Consider the following 16,082-nt stretch of genomic DNA (forward strand, 5'->3'; position numbering starts at 1 on the left):
GGCTCAGATTACGAGGCTACGCCTGCCGCCCGGGATCCGGACGAGGTGTCCGCATGCCGAGACGAGGGGTTCATTCCTCGGTCACTCCTCGGTCAGGTACCGCTGGAGGGTGGGGGCGACCAGCGTGATGATGTCCTCCGGGTCGGCGGAGGCGAGGGGCTCGACCTGGACGACGTACCGCAGGAGGGCGATCCCCACCATGTGCGAGGCGGCCAGCTCGGCGCGGAAGGTGGGGTCCGGGACGTTGAGGTCGGCCGCGACCCGTTCCAGGACCCGGCGCAGGATCAGCCGGCGCAGTACCTTCGCCGCGGCCTCGTGGGTCAGCGCCGAGCGGATCACGGCGAGCATCGGGGCGCGGGAGACGGGGTTCTCCCAGATGCCCAGGAAATAGCGGGCGAGGCGCTCGCCGATGCCGTCGGGGCCGTCGCCGAGGACGGCCGGGACCACGAGGGCGGGTTCCATCGTCATCTCGATGGCGGCCGCGAAGAGGTCGTCCTTGGTGCCGAAGTAGTGGTGGATCAGCGCCGGGTCCACGCCCGCGGCCTTCGCGATCCCGCGTACGGACGTCTTGTCGTAGCCACGCTCGGCGAACTCGGAGCGGGCGGCGAGGCGGATCCGCTCCTGGGTGCCGGGGCCGTCGTCGGCCTCGTCCTGGCGGGGGCGGCCGGGGCCGCGGCGGGGCCTGGCCTTGTCGGCGGGGGTGTCCGTCATCGGCGCGGGACCCTGGCGGCGGCGCCGGTGCCGGGGCCGGTGCCCGCGCTGGCCAGGTGGAGGCGGGTGAAGGCGAGGGCCTCGGCGAGGTCCGCCTCGCGCTCGGCGGCGGACATCGCGCGGCGGGTGTTGACCTCGATGACGACGTGGCCGTCGAAGCCGGTACGGGCGAGGCGGTCCAGCAGTTCGGCGCACGGCTGGGTGCCGCGGCCGGGGACGAGGTGCTCGTCCTTGGCGGAACCGTTTCCGTCGGCGAGGTGGACGTGGGCGAGGCGGTCGCCCATCCGGTCGATCATCGCGGTGGCGTCCGTACGGGCCGTCGCGGTGTGGGACAGGTCGACCGTGAAGTGCCGGTAGTCGTCCTTGGTGACGTCCCACTCGGGGGCGTACGCGAGCATCTCGCGGTCGCGGTAGCGCCAGGGGTACATGTTCTCGACCGCGAAACGGACGTCGGTCTCGTCGGCCATCCGCCAGATGCCGGAGACGAACTCCCGGGAGTACTGGCGCTGCCAGCGGAACGGCGGGTGCACGACGACCGTGCTCGCGCCGAGCTTCTCGGCGGCGGCCTGGGCGCGCTGGAGCTTGGTCCACGGGTCGGTGGACCAGACGCGCTGCGTGATCAGGAGGCAGGGGGCGTGGATCGCGAGGATCGGGACCTGGTGGTGGTCCGAGAGGCGGCGCAGGGCCTCGATGTCCTGGCTGACCGGGTCCGTCCAGACCATCACCTCTACGCCGTCGTAGCCGAGGCGCGCGGCGATCTCGAAGGCGGTCGCCGTGGACTCCGGGTAGACGGAGGCGGTGGAGAGGGCGACTTTCGCGTCCGGGATGCGCACTGGTTCTGCCACGGGGACAGGGTACGGGGGCGCGGCCCCCGACCCCCTCACCGCCCTCCGCCCGGTCCCGCCCGGCGGGCCGCCCCGGCTGGGCGGGGCGCTTCTGCCCTCAAGCGCCGGGCGGGCTGGTTCTGCCCTCAGGCGCCGGGCGGGCTGAGGGCGGGCCGGGGGTGCGCTCGGGGTGATGCGCTGCGCGGGCCGCTTTCCCTCCGGGGGCGCCTCAATCGCCGGCGAGGCTGAAATGCCCCGCCCGCCCGGCCAGCCCTCCAGCCCCGCCGGAGGCGGGAGCGGGCCGCGCGGTGCACACTCAGCCCCGCCGGCGATTGAGGCGCCGCCGGGGGCGGGGGCGGGCCGCGCCGTCGCGCGTCTGCCTCGCCGGGCACCGTCAAGCCCGCCCGACACACCCGAGCCCCGCCGGCGATTGAGGCGCCGCCGGAGGCGGGAGGGGGGCGGGCGGCCTGGCGGACTCGGGCGCCGGCGGGGTGGGGTTAGGTGGGGAGGTGGTCCAGGCGGCGGAGGATGATGCCTTCACGGAGGGCCCAGGGGCAGATTTCCAGGTCGTCGACACCGAAGAGGTCCATGGCGGCTTCGGCCACCATCGCCCCGGCCAGCAGCTGCGCGGCGCGGCCTTCCGAGACGCCGGGGAGGGCCGCGCGCTGGGTCGTGGTCATCTCCGTCAGCCGCGGCACCCACTCCGCCAGGGACTTGCGGCTCAGTTCCCGCTGGACGAACAGGCCGTCCGCCGAGCGGGCCGCGCCCGCGATCCGGGCCAGCGACCGGAAGGTCTTGGAGGTGGCCACGACGTGGTCCGGCGCGCCCGATCGGCTGAACTCGCCGACCGTCCGGGCGATCTGCGCCCGTACGTGCCGGCGCAGGGCCTTGATGTCCGCCGGGTCCGGCGGGTCGCCGGGGAGCCAGCCCGCGGTGAGGCGGCCCGCGCCGAGCGGCAGGGACACGGCGGTGTCGGGGTCCTCGTCGATGCCGGAGGCGATTTCCAGGGAGCCGCCGCCGATGTCGAGCACCATCAGCTTGCCCGCCGACCAGCCGAACCAGCGGCGTACGGCCAGGAAGGTCAGCCGGGCCTCGTCGGCGCCGCTGAGGACCTGGAGGTCGACGCCGGTCTCCTCGCGGACCCGGGTCAGTACCTCGTCGGCGTTCGTCGCCTCCCGCACCGCGCTGGTGGCGAAGGGCAGGACGTCCTCGCAGCCCTTGTCCTCGGCGGCCTGGGCGGCGCCCGCGATCACCGCGACGAGCCGCTCCACGCCTTCGGGGCTGACCGCGCCGCGCTCGTCGAGGAGCTCCGCCAGGCGCAGTTCCACCTTGTGCGAGTGCGCCGGCTGGGGGCGCGCGCCGGGGTGCGCATCCACCACCAGCAGGTGGATCGTGTTCGAACCCACGTCAAGGACACCGAGTCTCATACGCGAAACGCTACTGGGCCGAACGCGTAGGGGTTGCGTAAGGGGCGCTTAGGCTTGGGTTTGTGCCCAATACGAAGAAGGCCAGCAAGAGTACGACCAAGACCAAGAACAAGAAGGCGGCCTCGGACGAGGTCGGGCTCGACTTCGCGCGGGCGTGGGTGGAGTTCCCCGATCCCGCCGACGACGAGCAGGTCTTCCGCTGTGACCTGACCTGGCTGACCTCCCGCTGGACCTGCATCTTCGGCAGCGGCTGCCAGGGCATCCAGCCGGGCCGCGCGGACGACGGCTGCTGCACCCTCGGCGCCCACTTCTCCGACGAGGACGACGAGAAGCGGGTCGCCGAGAACGTGGCGCGGCTGACCCCGGAGCTGTGGCAGTTCCACGACGTCGGCAGCGAGACCGGCTGGACCCAGCACGACGACGACGGGGAGAAGCAGACCCGCCGCTGGGACGGCGCCTGCATCTTCCTGAACCGGCCCGGGTTCCCGGCGGGGGCCGGCTGTTCCCTGCACATCCTGGCGATGAGGAGCGGCCAGGAGCCGCTGGAGACCAAGCCGGACGTGTGCTGGCAGCTGCCGGTGCGGCGGACGTACGAGTGGATCGACCGGCCGGACGACACCCGGGTGCTCCAGGTGTCGATCGGCGAGTACGACCGGCGCGGCTGGGGTCCGGGCGGCCACGACCTGCACTGGTGGTGCACGTCGGCGACGTCCGCGCACGGGGCGGGCGATCCGGTGTACGTGACCTACCGGCCCGAGCTGACGGAGCTGATGGGCAAGGAGGCCTACGAGGTACTGGTGGCGCTGTGCGAGGCGCGGCTGGCGTCGGCGCAGCCGATGGCCCCGCACCCGGCCGACCCGCCGCTCCTGCCGGTCCCGCCGGTCCCGCCCGTCAAGAACAAGAAGAAGTAGCCCGTCAGGAAGAAGCAGAGGGTGCGGGGGCCGGGGAAACCGTTCCCTCTGACGCGGTCGGCGTCGGCGTCGGGGTGGGCTTGGGCGTCGGCGTGGGGGGTGTCGGGGTCGGGGTGGGCGTCGGGGTGGGGGGCTGCGGCGTCGGGGTCGGGTCCGTCGGCGGCGTCTGGCTGGGCTGCGGGGCCGGGCGGCCGCGGCCGGAGATCGAGACCATGGCGCCGCTCGGGTCCACGCCGACCCGGGCGGTCCAGGCGCCCACGGGCTGGGCGTCGGGGTCCACGGTGATCCGTAGGGTGACCGATTCTCCTGGGGCCAGGGTGCCCGCGGTGCGGCTCGCGCGGAGCCAGGGGGCGTCCGTCCAGAGCCGCCAGTCGACGGGGGCGCCGCCGGACGCGGTGAGTTCGAGCAGGGTGACCCCGGCGCGGGAGGCGGCGGTGACGGTGAGCCGGCCCGGGGCGCCGGGGGTGGTGGGGCTCGGGGGCGCGCCGGAGCTGATGACCTCGACGGACACGTCCGGTACCTGCACGCCTTCGGTGAAGCGGGGCTCGGCGCCGGTGGTGCGGGTGTTGCCCGCGTTCTCGTAGGCGGCGTACGGGTGGCTGTCCACAGCCGGCGGGATCTGCAGCTCGCTCGCGGAGATGCGGGTGCTGGCGTTGCCGGTCGGCTCGCCGGTGCTGGGCGCGCCGCGGTACGCGGCCCAGAGGGCCAGGACCGGCGCCGCGACGACGGTGGCGACGACGGTGGTGGTGACCGCCCGGGCCCGGATCCGGTCGCGGCGGGCCGCCCGGTCCTTGGGGTCGAGGGGGAAGCCGGTACGGGCGAAGCGCGGGGCCCCGGCGCGGCCGCGGACCCGGGCGGAGCGCAGCATCGCGGCGTGCACGCCGGTCCGGGGCGCCGGGACGAGCGGGAGGGCACCGGCGGCGACACCGCCGGAACCGGGCCAGGGGGCGCCGGCGCCGACGCGTTCGGCGACGCGGCGGCAGATCGGGCAGTCGTCGACGTGGCGGACGAGTTCGGCGCGCAGGGTGGTGGAGAGCAGGACCTGGCTGTCCCCGGTGAGCCGGGCGACGGCGGGGCAGTTGCCGGTCTCGACGACGGCGAGCGCGGCGCGGGTGCGTTCGACCTCGCAGGCGGCGCCGGTGAGCAGGTCGCGGGCGGCGGCGGCCGGGGTGCCGAGGACGGCGGCGAGTTCGGTGACGGTGAGGCGGTGGCGGACGGCGAGTTCGAGGGCCTCGCGCTGCTCGGGGGTGGTCCCGGCGGCCTCGGGCCAGGCGAGCCGGGCCAGCTCGGTCCGGCGGTACGCGTTGACGTCGAGGAGGTCGGCGGGTGCGGCGGGTGCGGTCGGCCCGGCGGGCGCTCTCCCGTCGCCCGTCACTCTCCCGTCACCCGGTCTGGTCGCCGCACCCGGCGCGCGGCCGCTCGCGGTGTGCTCCGGCGCACGCCGGGCGGTGTGCGCGCCGCCCGGGGCGTGCCGGGTGCGCCGCTGTTCGGCGAGCCTGCGCAGACAGGCCCAGCGGGCGAGGGCGTAGAGCCAGGCCCGCCGGTCTCCTTCGTCGGGGCAGCGGCCGGGGTGCCGTTCGGCCACGGCCAGGACCTCGCCGAGCACGTCGGTGGCGGTGTCGTGGTCGCAGAGGACCGACAGGCAGTACGTGAACAGGCCGTCCAGGTACGGCTCGTGGCGGGAGGAGGGCGCCTGCTCCCCCTCGGGGAGCGTGCGCCCGTGCGCCCGGTGTGCGCCGGTGCGTGTCGCGGGGGTTCCGTGGTTGCTGCTGTTCACCTCGTGACCGTAGGCGGCGCGCCGGGGACGGCCCGGAAGCCTTCAGCACTTTTAGCCCTTACGGGTGAACAGATCGTGTCGGTGCTGACAGCCGCCCTGACGCCGTGGTCCACGGCGCCCCGCGGGGGTGTCGGCGGTGGCCGTTACCGTTGGCGGCATGGCAGCAGCCCGTACATCCCGTTCATCCGCCAAGGACCGGCCGTCCTACCGCTGTACCGAGTGCGGCTGGACCACCGCGAAGTGGCTCGGCCGGTGCCCCGAGTGCCAGGCCTGGGGGACGGTCGAGGAGACGGGCGCGCCCGCCGTACGGACCACCGCGGCCGGCCGCGTGTCCACCGCCGCCGTACCCATCGGCCAGGTCGACGGGCGCCAGGCGACGGCCCGCTCCACCGGCGTCGACGAACTGGACCGGGTGCTCGGCGGCGGTCTCGTCCCCGGAGCGGTGGTGCTGCTCGCCGGGGAGCCCGGCGTCGGCAAGTCCACCCTCCTCCTGGACGTCGCGGCGAAGGCCGCGAGCGACGAGCACCGCACCCTGTACGTGACGGGCGAGGAGTCGGCGAGCCAGGTGCGGCTGCGCGCCGACCGGATCCGCGCGCTCAGCGACCACCTCTACCTCGCGGCCGAGACCGACCTGTCGGCGGTGCTCGGACACCTCGACGCGGTGAAGCCGTCGCTGCTGATCCTGGACTCCGTACAGACCATCGCCTCCCCCGAGATCGACGGGGCGCCCGGCGGCATGGCCCAGGTCCGCGAGGTCGCGGGGGCGCTGATCCGGGCCTCCAAGGAGCGCGGGATGTCCACGCTGCTCGTCGGCCACGTCACCAAGGACGGCGCGATCGCCGGTCCGCGGCTGCTGGAGCACCTCGTCGACGTGGTGCTCAGCTTCGAGGGCGACCGGCACGCCCGGCTGCGCCTGGTCCGCGGCATCAAGAACCGGTACGGCGCCACCGACGAGGTCGGCTGCTTCGAGCTGCACGACGAGGGGATCACCGGGCTCGCCGACCCGAGCGGGCTGTTCCTGACCCGGCGCGCGGAGGCGGTCCCCGGCACCTGCCTGACGGTGACGCTGGAGGGCAAGCGGCCGCTGGTCGCCGAGGTGCAGGCGCTGACCGTCGACTCGCAGATCCCCTCGCCCCGGCGGACCACCTCCGGGCTGGAGACCTCCCGGGTCTCGATGATGCTGGCCGTGCTGGAGCAGCGCGGCCGGATCACCGCGCTCGGCAAGCGGGACATCTACACCGCGACCGTCGGCGGGGTGAAGCTGACGGAGCCGGCCGCCGACCTGGCCGTGGCGCTGGCGCTGGCCTCGGCCGCCAGCGACGTACCGCTGCCGAAGAACCTCGTCGCGATCGGGGAGGTCGGGCTGGCCGGTGAGGTGCGGCGGGTGACGGGCGTACAGCGCAGGCTCGCCGAGGCGCACCGGCTCGGTTTCACGCACGCCCTGGTGCCGGTCGACCCGGGCAAGGTGCCCGCCGGGATGAAGGTCATCGAGGTGGCCGACATGGGGGACGCGCTGCGGGTGCTGCCGCGCGGCCGGAGCCGGACCCCGGCCAAGAGCGAGGGCTGAGCCGAGGGGCAAGGGGGCTGGTCAGGGGGCCCGTCCGGGGTCCCCTGACGGACGTACTGGCCAAGCCACGGCGGGGGCGCGGCGCGCGCCGGTAGACTTTGTGCTGGTCCGCCCGGCCGTACGCACTCCTTTGTGCCCGCGGTGCGGGGCGGCGGAACCCGCGACCGGAGGAGTGCAGTGGCAGCCAAGGACGGGGCAGCAGCATCCGGGAAGTCCGGCGCAGGCAGCAAGCAGGAGGCCCTCATGCGGGCCTCGCTGAGCGCGGTCGCACCTGGTCAGCAGCTGCGTGACGGCCTGGAGCGGATCCTGCGCGGCAACACGGGCGGTCTGATCGTTCTCGGTATGGACAAGAGCGTCGAGTCGATGTGCACCGGCGGATTCGTGCTGGACGTGGAGTTCACCGCGACCCGGCTGCGCGAGCTGTGCAAGCTCGACGGGGCGCTCATCGTCGACAAGGACATCACCAAGATCCTGCGGGCGGGCGTCCAGCTGGTACCGGACGCGTCGATCCCCACGGAGGAGACGGGCACCCGGCACCGCACCGCGGACCGCGTCTCCAAGCAGTGCAACTTCCCGGTCGTCTCGGTCTCGCAGTCGATGCGGCTGATCGCGCTGTACGTCGACGGCGAGCGGCGCGTGCTGGAGGAGTCCGGGGCGATCCTGTCCCGGGCGAACCAGGCGCTGGCCACGCTGGAGCGGTACAAGCTGCGGCTCGACGAGGTCGCGGGCACGCTGTCCGCGCTGGAGATCGAGGACCTGGTGACGGTCCGCGACGTCACGGCGGTCGCGCAGCGGCTGGAGATGGTCCGGCGGATCGCGACCGAGATCGCCGAATACGTGGTGGAACTCGGCACCGACGGGCGGCTGCTGTCGCTCCAGCTGGACGAGCTGACCGTCGGGATCGAGCAGGAGCGCGAGCTGGTCATCCGGGACTACGTGCCCGAGCCGACGGCGAAGCGTTCCCGCACGGTGGACGAGGCGCTGGCCGAGCTGGACTCCCTCACCCACGCGGAGCTGCTGGAACTGGCGACGGTGGCGCGGGGGCTGGGGTACACGGGCTCGCCCGAAACCCTCGACTCGGCGGTGTCGCCCCGCGGGTACCGGCTGCTGGCGAAGGTGCCGAGGCTGCCGGGGGCCATCATCGAGCGGCTCGTGGAGCACTTCGGGGGGCTGCAGAAGCTGCTCGCCGCGAGCGTGGACGATCTGCAGACCGTCGACGGCGTCGGCGAGGCGCGGGCGCGGTCGGTGCGGGAAGGGCTGTCGCGGCTGGCGGAGTCTTCGATCCTGGAGCGCTACGTCTAGCCTCTGGCCTGCGGCGCGAGCGTGGTCCCGGGGTGCGGCCTGCCCCCGGGTGCGGGCCCATCCGCCCTCCGGGGGCGCCTCAAACGCCGGCGAGGCTGGATTTGCTGGGCTGGTCTGCCCGGCGGGGCTAGTTTGCCCGGAGGGCTGGATCTGCCCGGAGGGCAAAATCAGCCCGCCCGGCGTTTGAGGGCCCGCCGGAGGCAAGTCAGTCCTGTTTCAGGACGAACGAGGTGCGGGCCACCGGCATGCCGGGGGACTTGACCTCGACCACGTACGTGTCGGCCACCGCGCTCCCCGCCGGAGGCGTCTGGCACTGGGACGGTGCGCTGAACTTCCGGTCCCATTCCTGCGGATACGTCGTCTCGCTGTTCGCCGGCAGCCGGTAGAAGAGGTTGCCCGCTCCCGTCGGGCAGTCCGCCGAGGACCAGACGGCTTTGCCCGTGGTCGCCTGAGTGATGGTCAGGATCGCCTGCTTGGGGCCGAGATCGACCTTGCAGGTGGTGCCGGAGACGTTGCGGGCGAGGAGTTCGAGGCGGGGGTGTTCGTTCGGCTCGTACTCGTTCTTGGTGCTCTTGACCTCCCACTGGAGCGCGCTGGGCGCGCAGGTGGGGAGCGGGGAGTCGGCCGGGATCTGGCCGGGGCCGGAGGACGAGGCGCCGCCGGTGCCGGAGCCGGGGCCGGAGGACGAGGTGCCGCCCGTGCCGCCGCCCGCCCCGCCCGCGCCCGCCGCCGCGCCTCCGTGGTCGCCGCCGGTGGCGCCGCCCGCGCCCGACTCGTCGCGGCCGCCCGGGGCCTGACTGATCGCCGGCCCGGATCCGGGCGCGCCGGGGGTGATGGAGGCGGCCGGGTGCGGTCCTCCGCCGCCCTTGCCGTTCTGGGTGGTCGTACCCCCGCCGGAGGTGACGGTCCACACGGCGAGGAGCGCCAGCAGGGCGGCAACGGACGCCAGAACGGCCCTCCGTCGCCAGTAGATGGAGGAGGGGAGCGGCCCGACCGGATTGCGCAGAGATCCCACGGAGGGAACTTTACGAGAGTCCGGGGCGCGATCCGTGCCCCACATGCCGCACATCCGGCGTGTTTTGGCGATGATCATCCCGCTGCCGCATCCCGGGACAACCAGCAGGACGGCCAGGGGCGCGGGGCCGGGCCGTGCGGCTGATGCGGCGTTGAGGCCGGTTTGCGTAGGGTCGGCCGGATGGACAGTTCCGACCTCTACCGAGACGTCACCGATTTCGCCCACTCCACGCCCGGCTGGGTGCGGTCCCTCGCCGAGGTGTGGACCGCCTACGGGCTGCTGGTGTTCGGCCTGCTCTTCCTCCTCGTGTGGTGGCGCGCGCGGACCCGCGGCGACGCGGCGATGGCCCTGGCCGTCCTCGCGCCGCTCGCGACGGCCGTCGCCTACGTCGTCTCCGAGGTCGTGAAGGCCACCGTGCGGGAGGAACGGCCCTGCCGGGCGGTCCCCGGCGCGCTCGCCCCGCTGATCCCGTGCCCGGCGCCCGGCGACTGGTCGTTCCCCAGCAACCACTCGGTGATCGCGGGCGCCGCCGCCGTCGCGCTGGCCCTGGCCGTGCGGCGGCTCGCGCTGCTCACGGTGCCGCTGGCGCTGCTGATGGCCTTTTCCCGGGTCTTCGTCGGGGTGCACTATCCGCACGACGTGGCGATCGGCCTGCTGCTGGGCGCCTCGGTGGGCGTCCTGGTGGTGCTCGCGCTCACGGGTCCGGTCCGTAGGATCATCGGCTCGATGCGGACGAGCGGGGTGCGCGCCGCCGTGCTGTTCACGGGTCCGGGGCCCGCGCCCGAGGGGTGAATCGTGCCAGGATGCCCCTGCCATGACTGCATCCCCCGAATCCCCCGCCGCCCTGTCCGAGGAGCCCACCGTGCCCGGCGCCGAAGCCGCCCGCGCGCTGCACTCCCCCGTCATCGCCTGGTTCCGCGAGAACGCCCGCGACCTGCCCTGGCGCCGTCCCGAGGCCGGTCCCTGGGGCGTCATGGTCAGCGAGTTCATGCTCCAGCAGACCCCGGTCGCCCGGGTGCTGCCGGTGTACGAGCAGTGGCTGGCCCGCTGGCCCCGCCCCGCCGATCTGGCCGCCGAGGCGCCCGGTGAGGCCGTACGGGCCTGGGGCCGCCTCGGTTATCCGCGGCGGGCGCTGCGCCTGCACGGCGCGGCCGTCGCCATAACGGAACGGCACGGGGGCGACGTACCGAAGGAGCACGACCGGCTGCTGTCGCTGCCCGGCATCGGCGAGTACACGGCCGCGGCGGTGGCCTCCTTCGCCTACGGACAGCGGCACGCGGTGCTGGACACGAACGTGCGCCGGGTGTTCGCCCGGACCGCGACCGGCGTCGAGTACCCGCCGAACGCCACGACCGCCGCCGAGCGGCGCCTGGCCCGGGCGCTGCTGCCGGAGGACGAGGAGACGGCGGCCGGGTGGGCGGCGGCCTCGATGGAGCTGGGCGCGCTGGTGTGTACGGCGAAGAACCCGGACTGCGCGCGCTGTCCGGTGGCCGGGCTGTGCGCCTGGCGGCTGGCGGGCAAGCCCGCGCACGAGGGTCCGCCGCGGCGCGGGCAGACGTACGCCGGTACCGACCGGCAGGTGCGCGGCCGGCTGCTGGCCGTGCTGCGCGAGGCGGTCGGGCCGGTGCCGCGGGCGGCGCTGGACGCCGTGTGGGACGAGCCGGTGCAGCGGGCCCGGGCGCTGGACGGGCTGGTGGCCGACGGTCTGGTCGAGCCGCTGACCGACGGAGAGGGCGGGGTGCTCGCCACCGCGTACCGGCTGCCGCTCGGCTGAGGGCCGCATCGCTGAGGGCCGCATTCCGCTTGAGTCGGCTAAACCCCAGCTCACGGGCGCTGTTACACAACCTATGGACAGCCGTGTTCCCACCGAAGGCTCACCCGCACAGTGCCGTGACAACCGCTCCGTACCTTCGGATCCAGAAGCACAGGACGCAGGACGAAGAGCGGTAAACGGGCGGAGGCGGTCTGAGATGGCGCACGGCGAGGTACTCGAATTCGAAGAGTACGTACGCACTCGGCAGGACGCGCTGCTGCGCAGTGCCCGTCGCCTGGTCCCGGACCCCACCGACGCGCAGGACCTCCTGCAGACCGCCCTCGTGCGCACCTACGGCCGCTGGGACGGCATCGCCGACAAGTCCCTCGCCGATGCCTACCTGCGCCGCGTCATGATCAACACGCGGACCGAGTGGTGGCGCGCCCGCAAGCTCGAAGAGGTCCCCACCGAGCAGCTCCCGGACGCCAGCGTCGAGGACGGCGCCGAGCAGCGCGCCGACCGCGCCCTGCTGATGGACATCCTCAAGGTGCTCGCGCCCAAGCAGCGCAGCGTGGTCGTGCTGCGACACTGGGAGCAGATGAGCACCGAGGAGACGGCCGCGGCGCTCGGCATGTCGGCCGGTACCGTGAAGAGCACGCTGCACCGTGCCCTGGCACGCCTGCGCCAGGAGCTGGAGAGCCGGGACCTGGACATGCGCGCGCTGGAACGCGGTGACCACACCATGCAGTACGAGGGGCGGGAGCGGTGCGCGGCCTAACAGGCCTCCGGGGCAGGAGCCCGCTGGTACTGATGTCGACGGGGATGGTCATCCTCGTCGGCACTGTGCTGTTCGCGGTCGGCTGCTCCACCGGCGGGACCGGGCTGCGGGACGGCGGCCCGGCGCGCACCGAGTCCGTGTCGAAGACCACGCCGCCCACCCCCGCCGGGCAGCCGCCCGCCTCGTCCTTCAAGAAGGTCCAGGACGTGGTGGCCCTGGTGAAGGGCGACCCGAAGGTCAGCGACGCGGTCAAGAAGGACCTCAAGCCGTGCTCCGGCAAGGAGTACCCGGTCGACGTCAGCTACGGGAAGGTCACCGGGGGCGCGGAGCCGGACCTGGTGGTGAACATCCTGTCCTGCTCGGATGCCATCGGGGTGGGCACGTACGTCTACAGGCAGGACGGCACGAAGTACGAGAATGTGTTCTCGGACGAGGCGCCGCCGGTCTACGGGGAGATCGACCGGGGCGATCTGGTGGTGAGCAAGCCGATCTACGTCAAGACCGAGGCGTACGCCACGGGTGAGGACGTGATCACCTACCGCTGGAACGGCGAGAAGTTCACCGAACACGACCGCGTGCACTCGGAGTACAGCAACGTCGGCGGTGGCGGGACCCAGCCCGCCCCCGCCGTCACACCACAGAAGAACTGAACCGCAGAAGAACTGCACCGCAGAGGAACTGAGGCGACCGGCATGGCCGAGACCCACGTGCTGTTCGTGGAGGACGACGACGTCATCCGTGAGGCCACGACCCTGGCGCTGGAGCGCGACGGGTTCGTGGTCACCGCCATGCCCGACGGGCTCTCCGGCCTGGAGTCCTTCCGGGCGAACCGGCCCGACATCGCCCTGCTCGACGTGATGGTGCCCGGCATGGACGGCGTCAGCCTGTGCCGCCGGATCCGCGACGAGTCCACCGTTCCCGTGATCATGCTCTCCGCGCGCGCCGACTCGATCGACGTGGTCCTCGGGCTGGAGGCGGGCGCCGACGACTACGTCACCAAGCCCTTCGACGGCTCGGTCCTCGTCGCCCGGATCCGCGCGGTCCTGCGCCGCTTCGGTCACGCCGGGGGCCCGAACGGCGGAGGCTCCGGCTCCGACGGCGACCCGGACGGGGAGCGCGGGGTGCTGTCCTTCGGTGACCTGGAGGTCGACACCGAGGGCATGGAGGTCCGCAAGGCCGGGGCCGCGGTGGCGCTGACCCCGACCGAGATGCGGCTGCTGCTGGAGTTCTCCTCCGCGCCCGGCACCGTCCTGTCCCGGGACCGGCTGCTGGAGCGGGTGTGGGACTACGACTGGGGCGGCGACACCCGGGTCGTCGACGTCCACGTCCAGCGGCTGCGGACCAAGATCGGACAGGACCGGATCGAGACGGTCCGGGGCTTCGGATACAAGCTGAAGGCATGAGGAGCTTCACCTTCCGCACCGGCATCCGCTGGAAGATCACCCTCGCCATCGCGGCCGTGGGCGCCCTCACCGCGCTCGCGCTGAGCCTGGTGGTGCACAGCGCTGCCCGGGTGTCGATGCTGGAGAGCGCCCGCGACGCACAGCTGGAGCGCGTCCAGTACGCCTCCCGCACCGCAGAAACCGGACGCAAGCCCTTCATGGGCGCCAAGCTCAACGACCCGGACCTGCCGGCCGACCTGCGGGAGAAGGCGCGCTCGGGGCGGCGCGGCACCTACATCCAGGAGAAGCCGAAGGGCAACCCGGAGGTCTGGGCCGCCGTACCGCTCGGCAACGGGCAGGTGCTGTCGATGCACTCGGGCTTCCAGCAGAGCGCCAACATGGTGCGCGACCTGGACCGGGCCCTGGTCGTCGGATCGCTCGCGGTCGTCATCGGCAGCTCGGCCCTCGGCGTCCTCATCGGCGGCCAGATCTCGCGGCGCCTGCGCAAGGCGGCGGCCGCCGCCGGGCGGGTCGCGCTCGGCGACCCGCAGGTCCGGGTGCGCGACGCGGTCGGCGGTGTCGTCCGGGACGAGACCGACGACCTCGCGCGGGCCGTGGACGCCATGGCGGACACGCTCCAGCAGCGGCTGGAGGCCGAACGCCGGGTGACCGCCGACATCGCGCACGAACTGCGCACCCCGGTGACGGGTCTGCTCACGGCGGCGGAACTGCTGCCGCCGGGCCGCCCGACCGAGCTGGTACGGGACCGGGCGCAGGCGATGCGGGTCCTGGTCGAGGACGTGCTGGAGGTGGCCCGGCTGGACAGCGCGTCCGAGCGGGCGGAGCTCCAGGACGTGGCGCTGGGCGAGTTCGTGGGGCGGCGGGTGGCCGCGCTGATGCCGGAGGCGACCGTACGGATCGTGGCGGACGAGATCGTGAGCACCGACCCGCGGCGCCTGGAGCGGATCCTGGGCAACCTCCTCGCCAACGCGGCGCGGTACGGGCGGGCCCCGGTGCAGGTGGACGTCGAGGGCCGGGTCGTGCGCGTCCGGGACCACGGGCCCGGTTTTCCCGAGGCGCTGCTGCGCGAGGGGCCGAGCCGCTTCCGGACCGGTTCGACGGACCGCGCGGGCGTGGGCCACGGGCTGGGCCTGACCATCGCGGCGGGCCAGGCGCGGGTGCTGGGTGCCCGGCTCACGTTCCGAAACGTCGCGGCGCCGGGCGGAGTTGACCGCGAGGGCGAGGCGGCGGGCGCGGTGGCGGTGCTGTGGCTGCCGGAGCACGCGCCGACGGCGACGGGCAGCTTCCCGGTCGTCCGGCTGCCGGGCTGAGCCGTTCGTCCGGCGTCCGTGGGCAGTCCCCTGGCCGTCCCCCGGGCGTTCTCATGGCGTCCGGCCTGTCTGGCAGCGGCCGCGATGTTTTAACATCCGTGCCATGACTGACGGTACGGATCGCCCGAACAGCCCCCAGCCCGGCCCCGCGAACGCAAGCGGCAGCGGGACGGGGAGCGGTGGCTACGGATATCCGTCGGCTCCCGGGGCGGGCGCGCCGGGCGCCGCGGGCGGCTACGGCTATCCGCAGGCACCCGCGGCGGGCGGATACGGCTTCCCGCAGCCCGGGCAGCCGAACCCGTACCAGCAGGAGCCGTACGGCCAGCCGGATCCGTACGGCCAGCCTGAGCCGCCCTTCCAGCAGGAGCCCGAGCCGCTGCCCGGGCCGGCCTTCACCCCCGCGCCCCAGCCCGACTGGCAGGCGATGGCGGAACGCTCCGACGCGGGCCGCCGCACCAAGCGCCGCCTGATCGTCATAGGCGTCGCGGTCGCGGCCTGCGCGGTGGCCGCCGCGACCACCCTCTGGTTCATGACCGGCTCCGGCGGCGACGACCCCAAGCCGGGGCCGGTGGCCGAGGGCTCGCAGAGCCCGTCGCCCTCCTCCAGCGAGCCCGCCTGGGACGATCCGCACACGGTGCCGGGCCAGGCGAACCTGCTGCGCGACCGGACCGGCTCCACGAACATCGCGCTCGGCCCGCAGGCCGAGCAGGGCGCGGGCACCAAGCGCGGCGAGATCCGGTTCAAGGACAACGCGGACTCCTACGCCCAGGGCGCCGGGCAGGCCGTGGACACCACCAAGAGCTTCAGCGTCTCGGCGCGCGTCTACACCTCGGCCAAGAGCGGGACGCGGATCGCGGTGAGCCAGGGCGACGGGGTCTCGTACTCCTTCGAGCTGGGCCACGACTCCGTGAACGGCAAGAACGCGTGGGTCTTCCGCGTCCAGAGCGGCACCGACGGCGCCGAGGCCACCACCTCGCAGGTCGCCTCCGACGGGCTGAAGACCGCGAGCGCGTGGGCGATGCTGACCGGCACCTACGACGCCACCGCAAAGACGATCAAGCTGTACGTCGACGGCAAGCAGGCGGGCGAGGTGCCGGTGGCGGGCGGGATCTGGGCCGCCCCGGGCCCGATCCAGCTGGGCCGGGCCCGCCAGCACTCCATCTGGGCCGGCCAGTGGGCCGGGGCGATGGACAACGTCCGCGTGTGGGACAGCGCGCTGACGGCCGCGCAGGTGGGAGCCGTCAAGGGCGGCAAGAGCGAGGTCAAGCCGACCCACTCGTGGCTGATCAGCTGAGGCGCCACCG

General features: G+C 73.9%; 15 protein-coding genes. 10 read left to right on the forward strand and 5 right to left on the reverse strand.

Annotated elements, in window-relative coordinates; all coding sequences use genetic code 11:
* Positions 1-81: 81 nt before the first annotated feature.
* From OHS33_RS16230 to OHS33_RS16240, 3 genes are all read right to left on the reverse strand, one after another.
* Positions 82-711 carry a TetR/AcrR family transcriptional regulator gene (locus tag OHS33_RS16230; RefSeq protein ID WP_330331117.1) on the reverse strand — a complete coding sequence of 210 codons (630 nt, stop codon included), beginning with the start codon at positions 709-711 and terminating at the stop codon, positions 82-84.
* Positions 708-1,556 carry a sugar phosphate isomerase/epimerase family protein gene (locus OHS33_RS16235; protein ID WP_330331118.1) on the reverse strand — a complete coding sequence of 283 codons (849 nt, stop codon included), beginning with the start codon at positions 1,554-1,556 and terminating at the stop codon, positions 708-710. The genes OHS33_RS16230 and OHS33_RS16235 overlap by 4 nt, the downstream gene beginning before the upstream one ends.
* 476 nt (positions 1,557-2,032) lie before the next feature.
* Positions 2,033-2,962: a Ppx/GppA phosphatase family protein gene (locus OHS33_RS16240; protein WP_330331119.1), complete on the reverse strand. Its 930-nt coding sequence runs from the start codon at positions 2,960-2,962 to the stop codon at positions 2,033-2,035.
* Between the two features lie 62 nt (positions 2,963-3,024).
* Here OHS33_RS16240 and OHS33_RS16245 point away from each other — a divergent pair, with 62 nt between their 5' ends.
* Complete coding sequence (locus tag OHS33_RS16245) at positions 3,025-3,873, forward strand: hypothetical protein (RefSeq protein WP_330331120.1); 849 nt, start codon at positions 3,025-3,027, stop codon at positions 3,871-3,873.
* Between the two features lie 4 nt (positions 3,874-3,877).
* Here the strand turns inward: OHS33_RS16245 and OHS33_RS16250 are convergent, their stop codons facing one another.
* Complete coding sequence (locus OHS33_RS16250; protein ID WP_330331121.1) at positions 3,878-5,650, reverse strand: BACON domain-containing protein; 1,773 nt, start codon at positions 5,648-5,650, stop codon at positions 3,878-3,880.
* A gap of 157 nt (positions 5,651-5,807) precedes the next feature.
* On the opposite strand from OHS33_RS16250, the gene radA reads away from it, so the two are divergent.
* Both radA and disA read left to right on the forward strand, forming a co-directional pair.
* Complete coding sequence (gene radA, locus OHS33_RS16255) at positions 5,808-7,217, forward strand: DNA repair protein RadA (RefSeq protein ID WP_330331122.1); 1,410 nt, start codon at positions 5,808-5,810, stop codon at positions 7,215-7,217.
* 177 nt (positions 7,218-7,394) lie between these two features.
* Positions 7,395-8,519, forward strand: a complete 1,125-nt coding sequence (gene disA, locus OHS33_RS16260; RefSeq protein ID WP_330331123.1) for a DNA integrity scanning diadenylate cyclase DisA — start codon at positions 7,395-7,397, stop codon at positions 8,517-8,519.
* Between the two features lie 205 nt (positions 8,520-8,724).
* On the opposite strand, the gene OHS33_RS16265 is transcribed toward disA, so the two are convergent.
* On the reverse strand, positions 8,725-9,534 hold the full coding sequence (locus OHS33_RS16265; RefSeq protein WP_330331124.1) for a hypothetical protein: 810 nt from the start codon (positions 9,532-9,534) through the stop codon (positions 8,725-8,727).
* Positions 9,535-9,714: 180 nt separating this feature from the next.
* On the opposite strand from OHS33_RS16265, the gene OHS33_RS16270 reads away from it, so the two are divergent.
* From OHS33_RS16270 to OHS33_RS16300, 7 genes are all read left to right on the forward strand, one after another.
* Positions 9,715-10,326 (forward strand): phosphatase PAP2 family protein, encoded by a 612-nt coding sequence (locus OHS33_RS16270; protein ID WP_330331125.1) that lies wholly within the window; start codon positions 9,715-9,717, stop codon positions 10,324-10,326.
* A 22-nt stretch (positions 10,327-10,348) separates the two neighbouring features.
* Positions 10,349-11,308, forward strand: coding sequence for an A/G-specific adenine glycosylase (locus OHS33_RS16275; protein ID WP_330331126.1), 960 nt, complete (start codon positions 10,349-10,351; stop codon positions 11,306-11,308).
* Positions 11,309-11,504: 196 nt separating this feature from the next.
* The gene (locus OHS33_RS16280) at positions 11,505-12,065 is read left to right on the forward strand and encodes a SigE family RNA polymerase sigma factor (protein WP_330331127.1); all 561 of its coding nucleotides are present in this window, start codon (positions 11,505-11,507) and stop codon (positions 12,063-12,065) included.
* 32 nt (positions 12,066-12,097) lie between these two features.
* Positions 12,098-12,715, forward strand: a complete 618-nt coding sequence (locus tag OHS33_RS16285) for a hypothetical protein (protein WP_330331128.1) — start codon at positions 12,098-12,100, stop codon at positions 12,713-12,715.
* A gap of 42 nt (positions 12,716-12,757) precedes the next feature.
* A complete protein-coding gene (cseB, locus tag OHS33_RS16290; RefSeq protein ID WP_330331129.1) occupies positions 12,758-13,468 on the forward strand; it encodes a two-component system response regulator CseB in 711 nt (236 codons plus the stop codon).
* The gene (cseC, locus tag OHS33_RS16295) at positions 13,465-14,778 is read left to right on the forward strand and encodes a two-component system sensor histidine kinase CseC (protein ID WP_330331130.1); all 1,314 of its coding nucleotides are present in this window, start codon (positions 13,465-13,467) and stop codon (positions 14,776-14,778) included. The genes cseB and cseC overlap by 4 nt, the downstream gene beginning before the upstream one ends.
* Before the next feature lie 103 nt (positions 14,779-14,881).
* Positions 14,882-16,072, forward strand: coding sequence for a LamG-like jellyroll fold domain-containing protein (locus OHS33_RS16300; RefSeq protein WP_330331131.1), 1,191 nt, complete (start codon positions 14,882-14,884; stop codon positions 16,070-16,072).
* The last annotated feature ends 10 nt before the right edge of the window (positions 16,073-16,082 follow it).

The organism is Streptomyces sp. NBC_00536, from assembly GCF_036346295.1.
Lineage (GTDB): Bacteria > Actinomycetota > Actinomycetes > Streptomycetales > Streptomycetaceae > Streptomyces.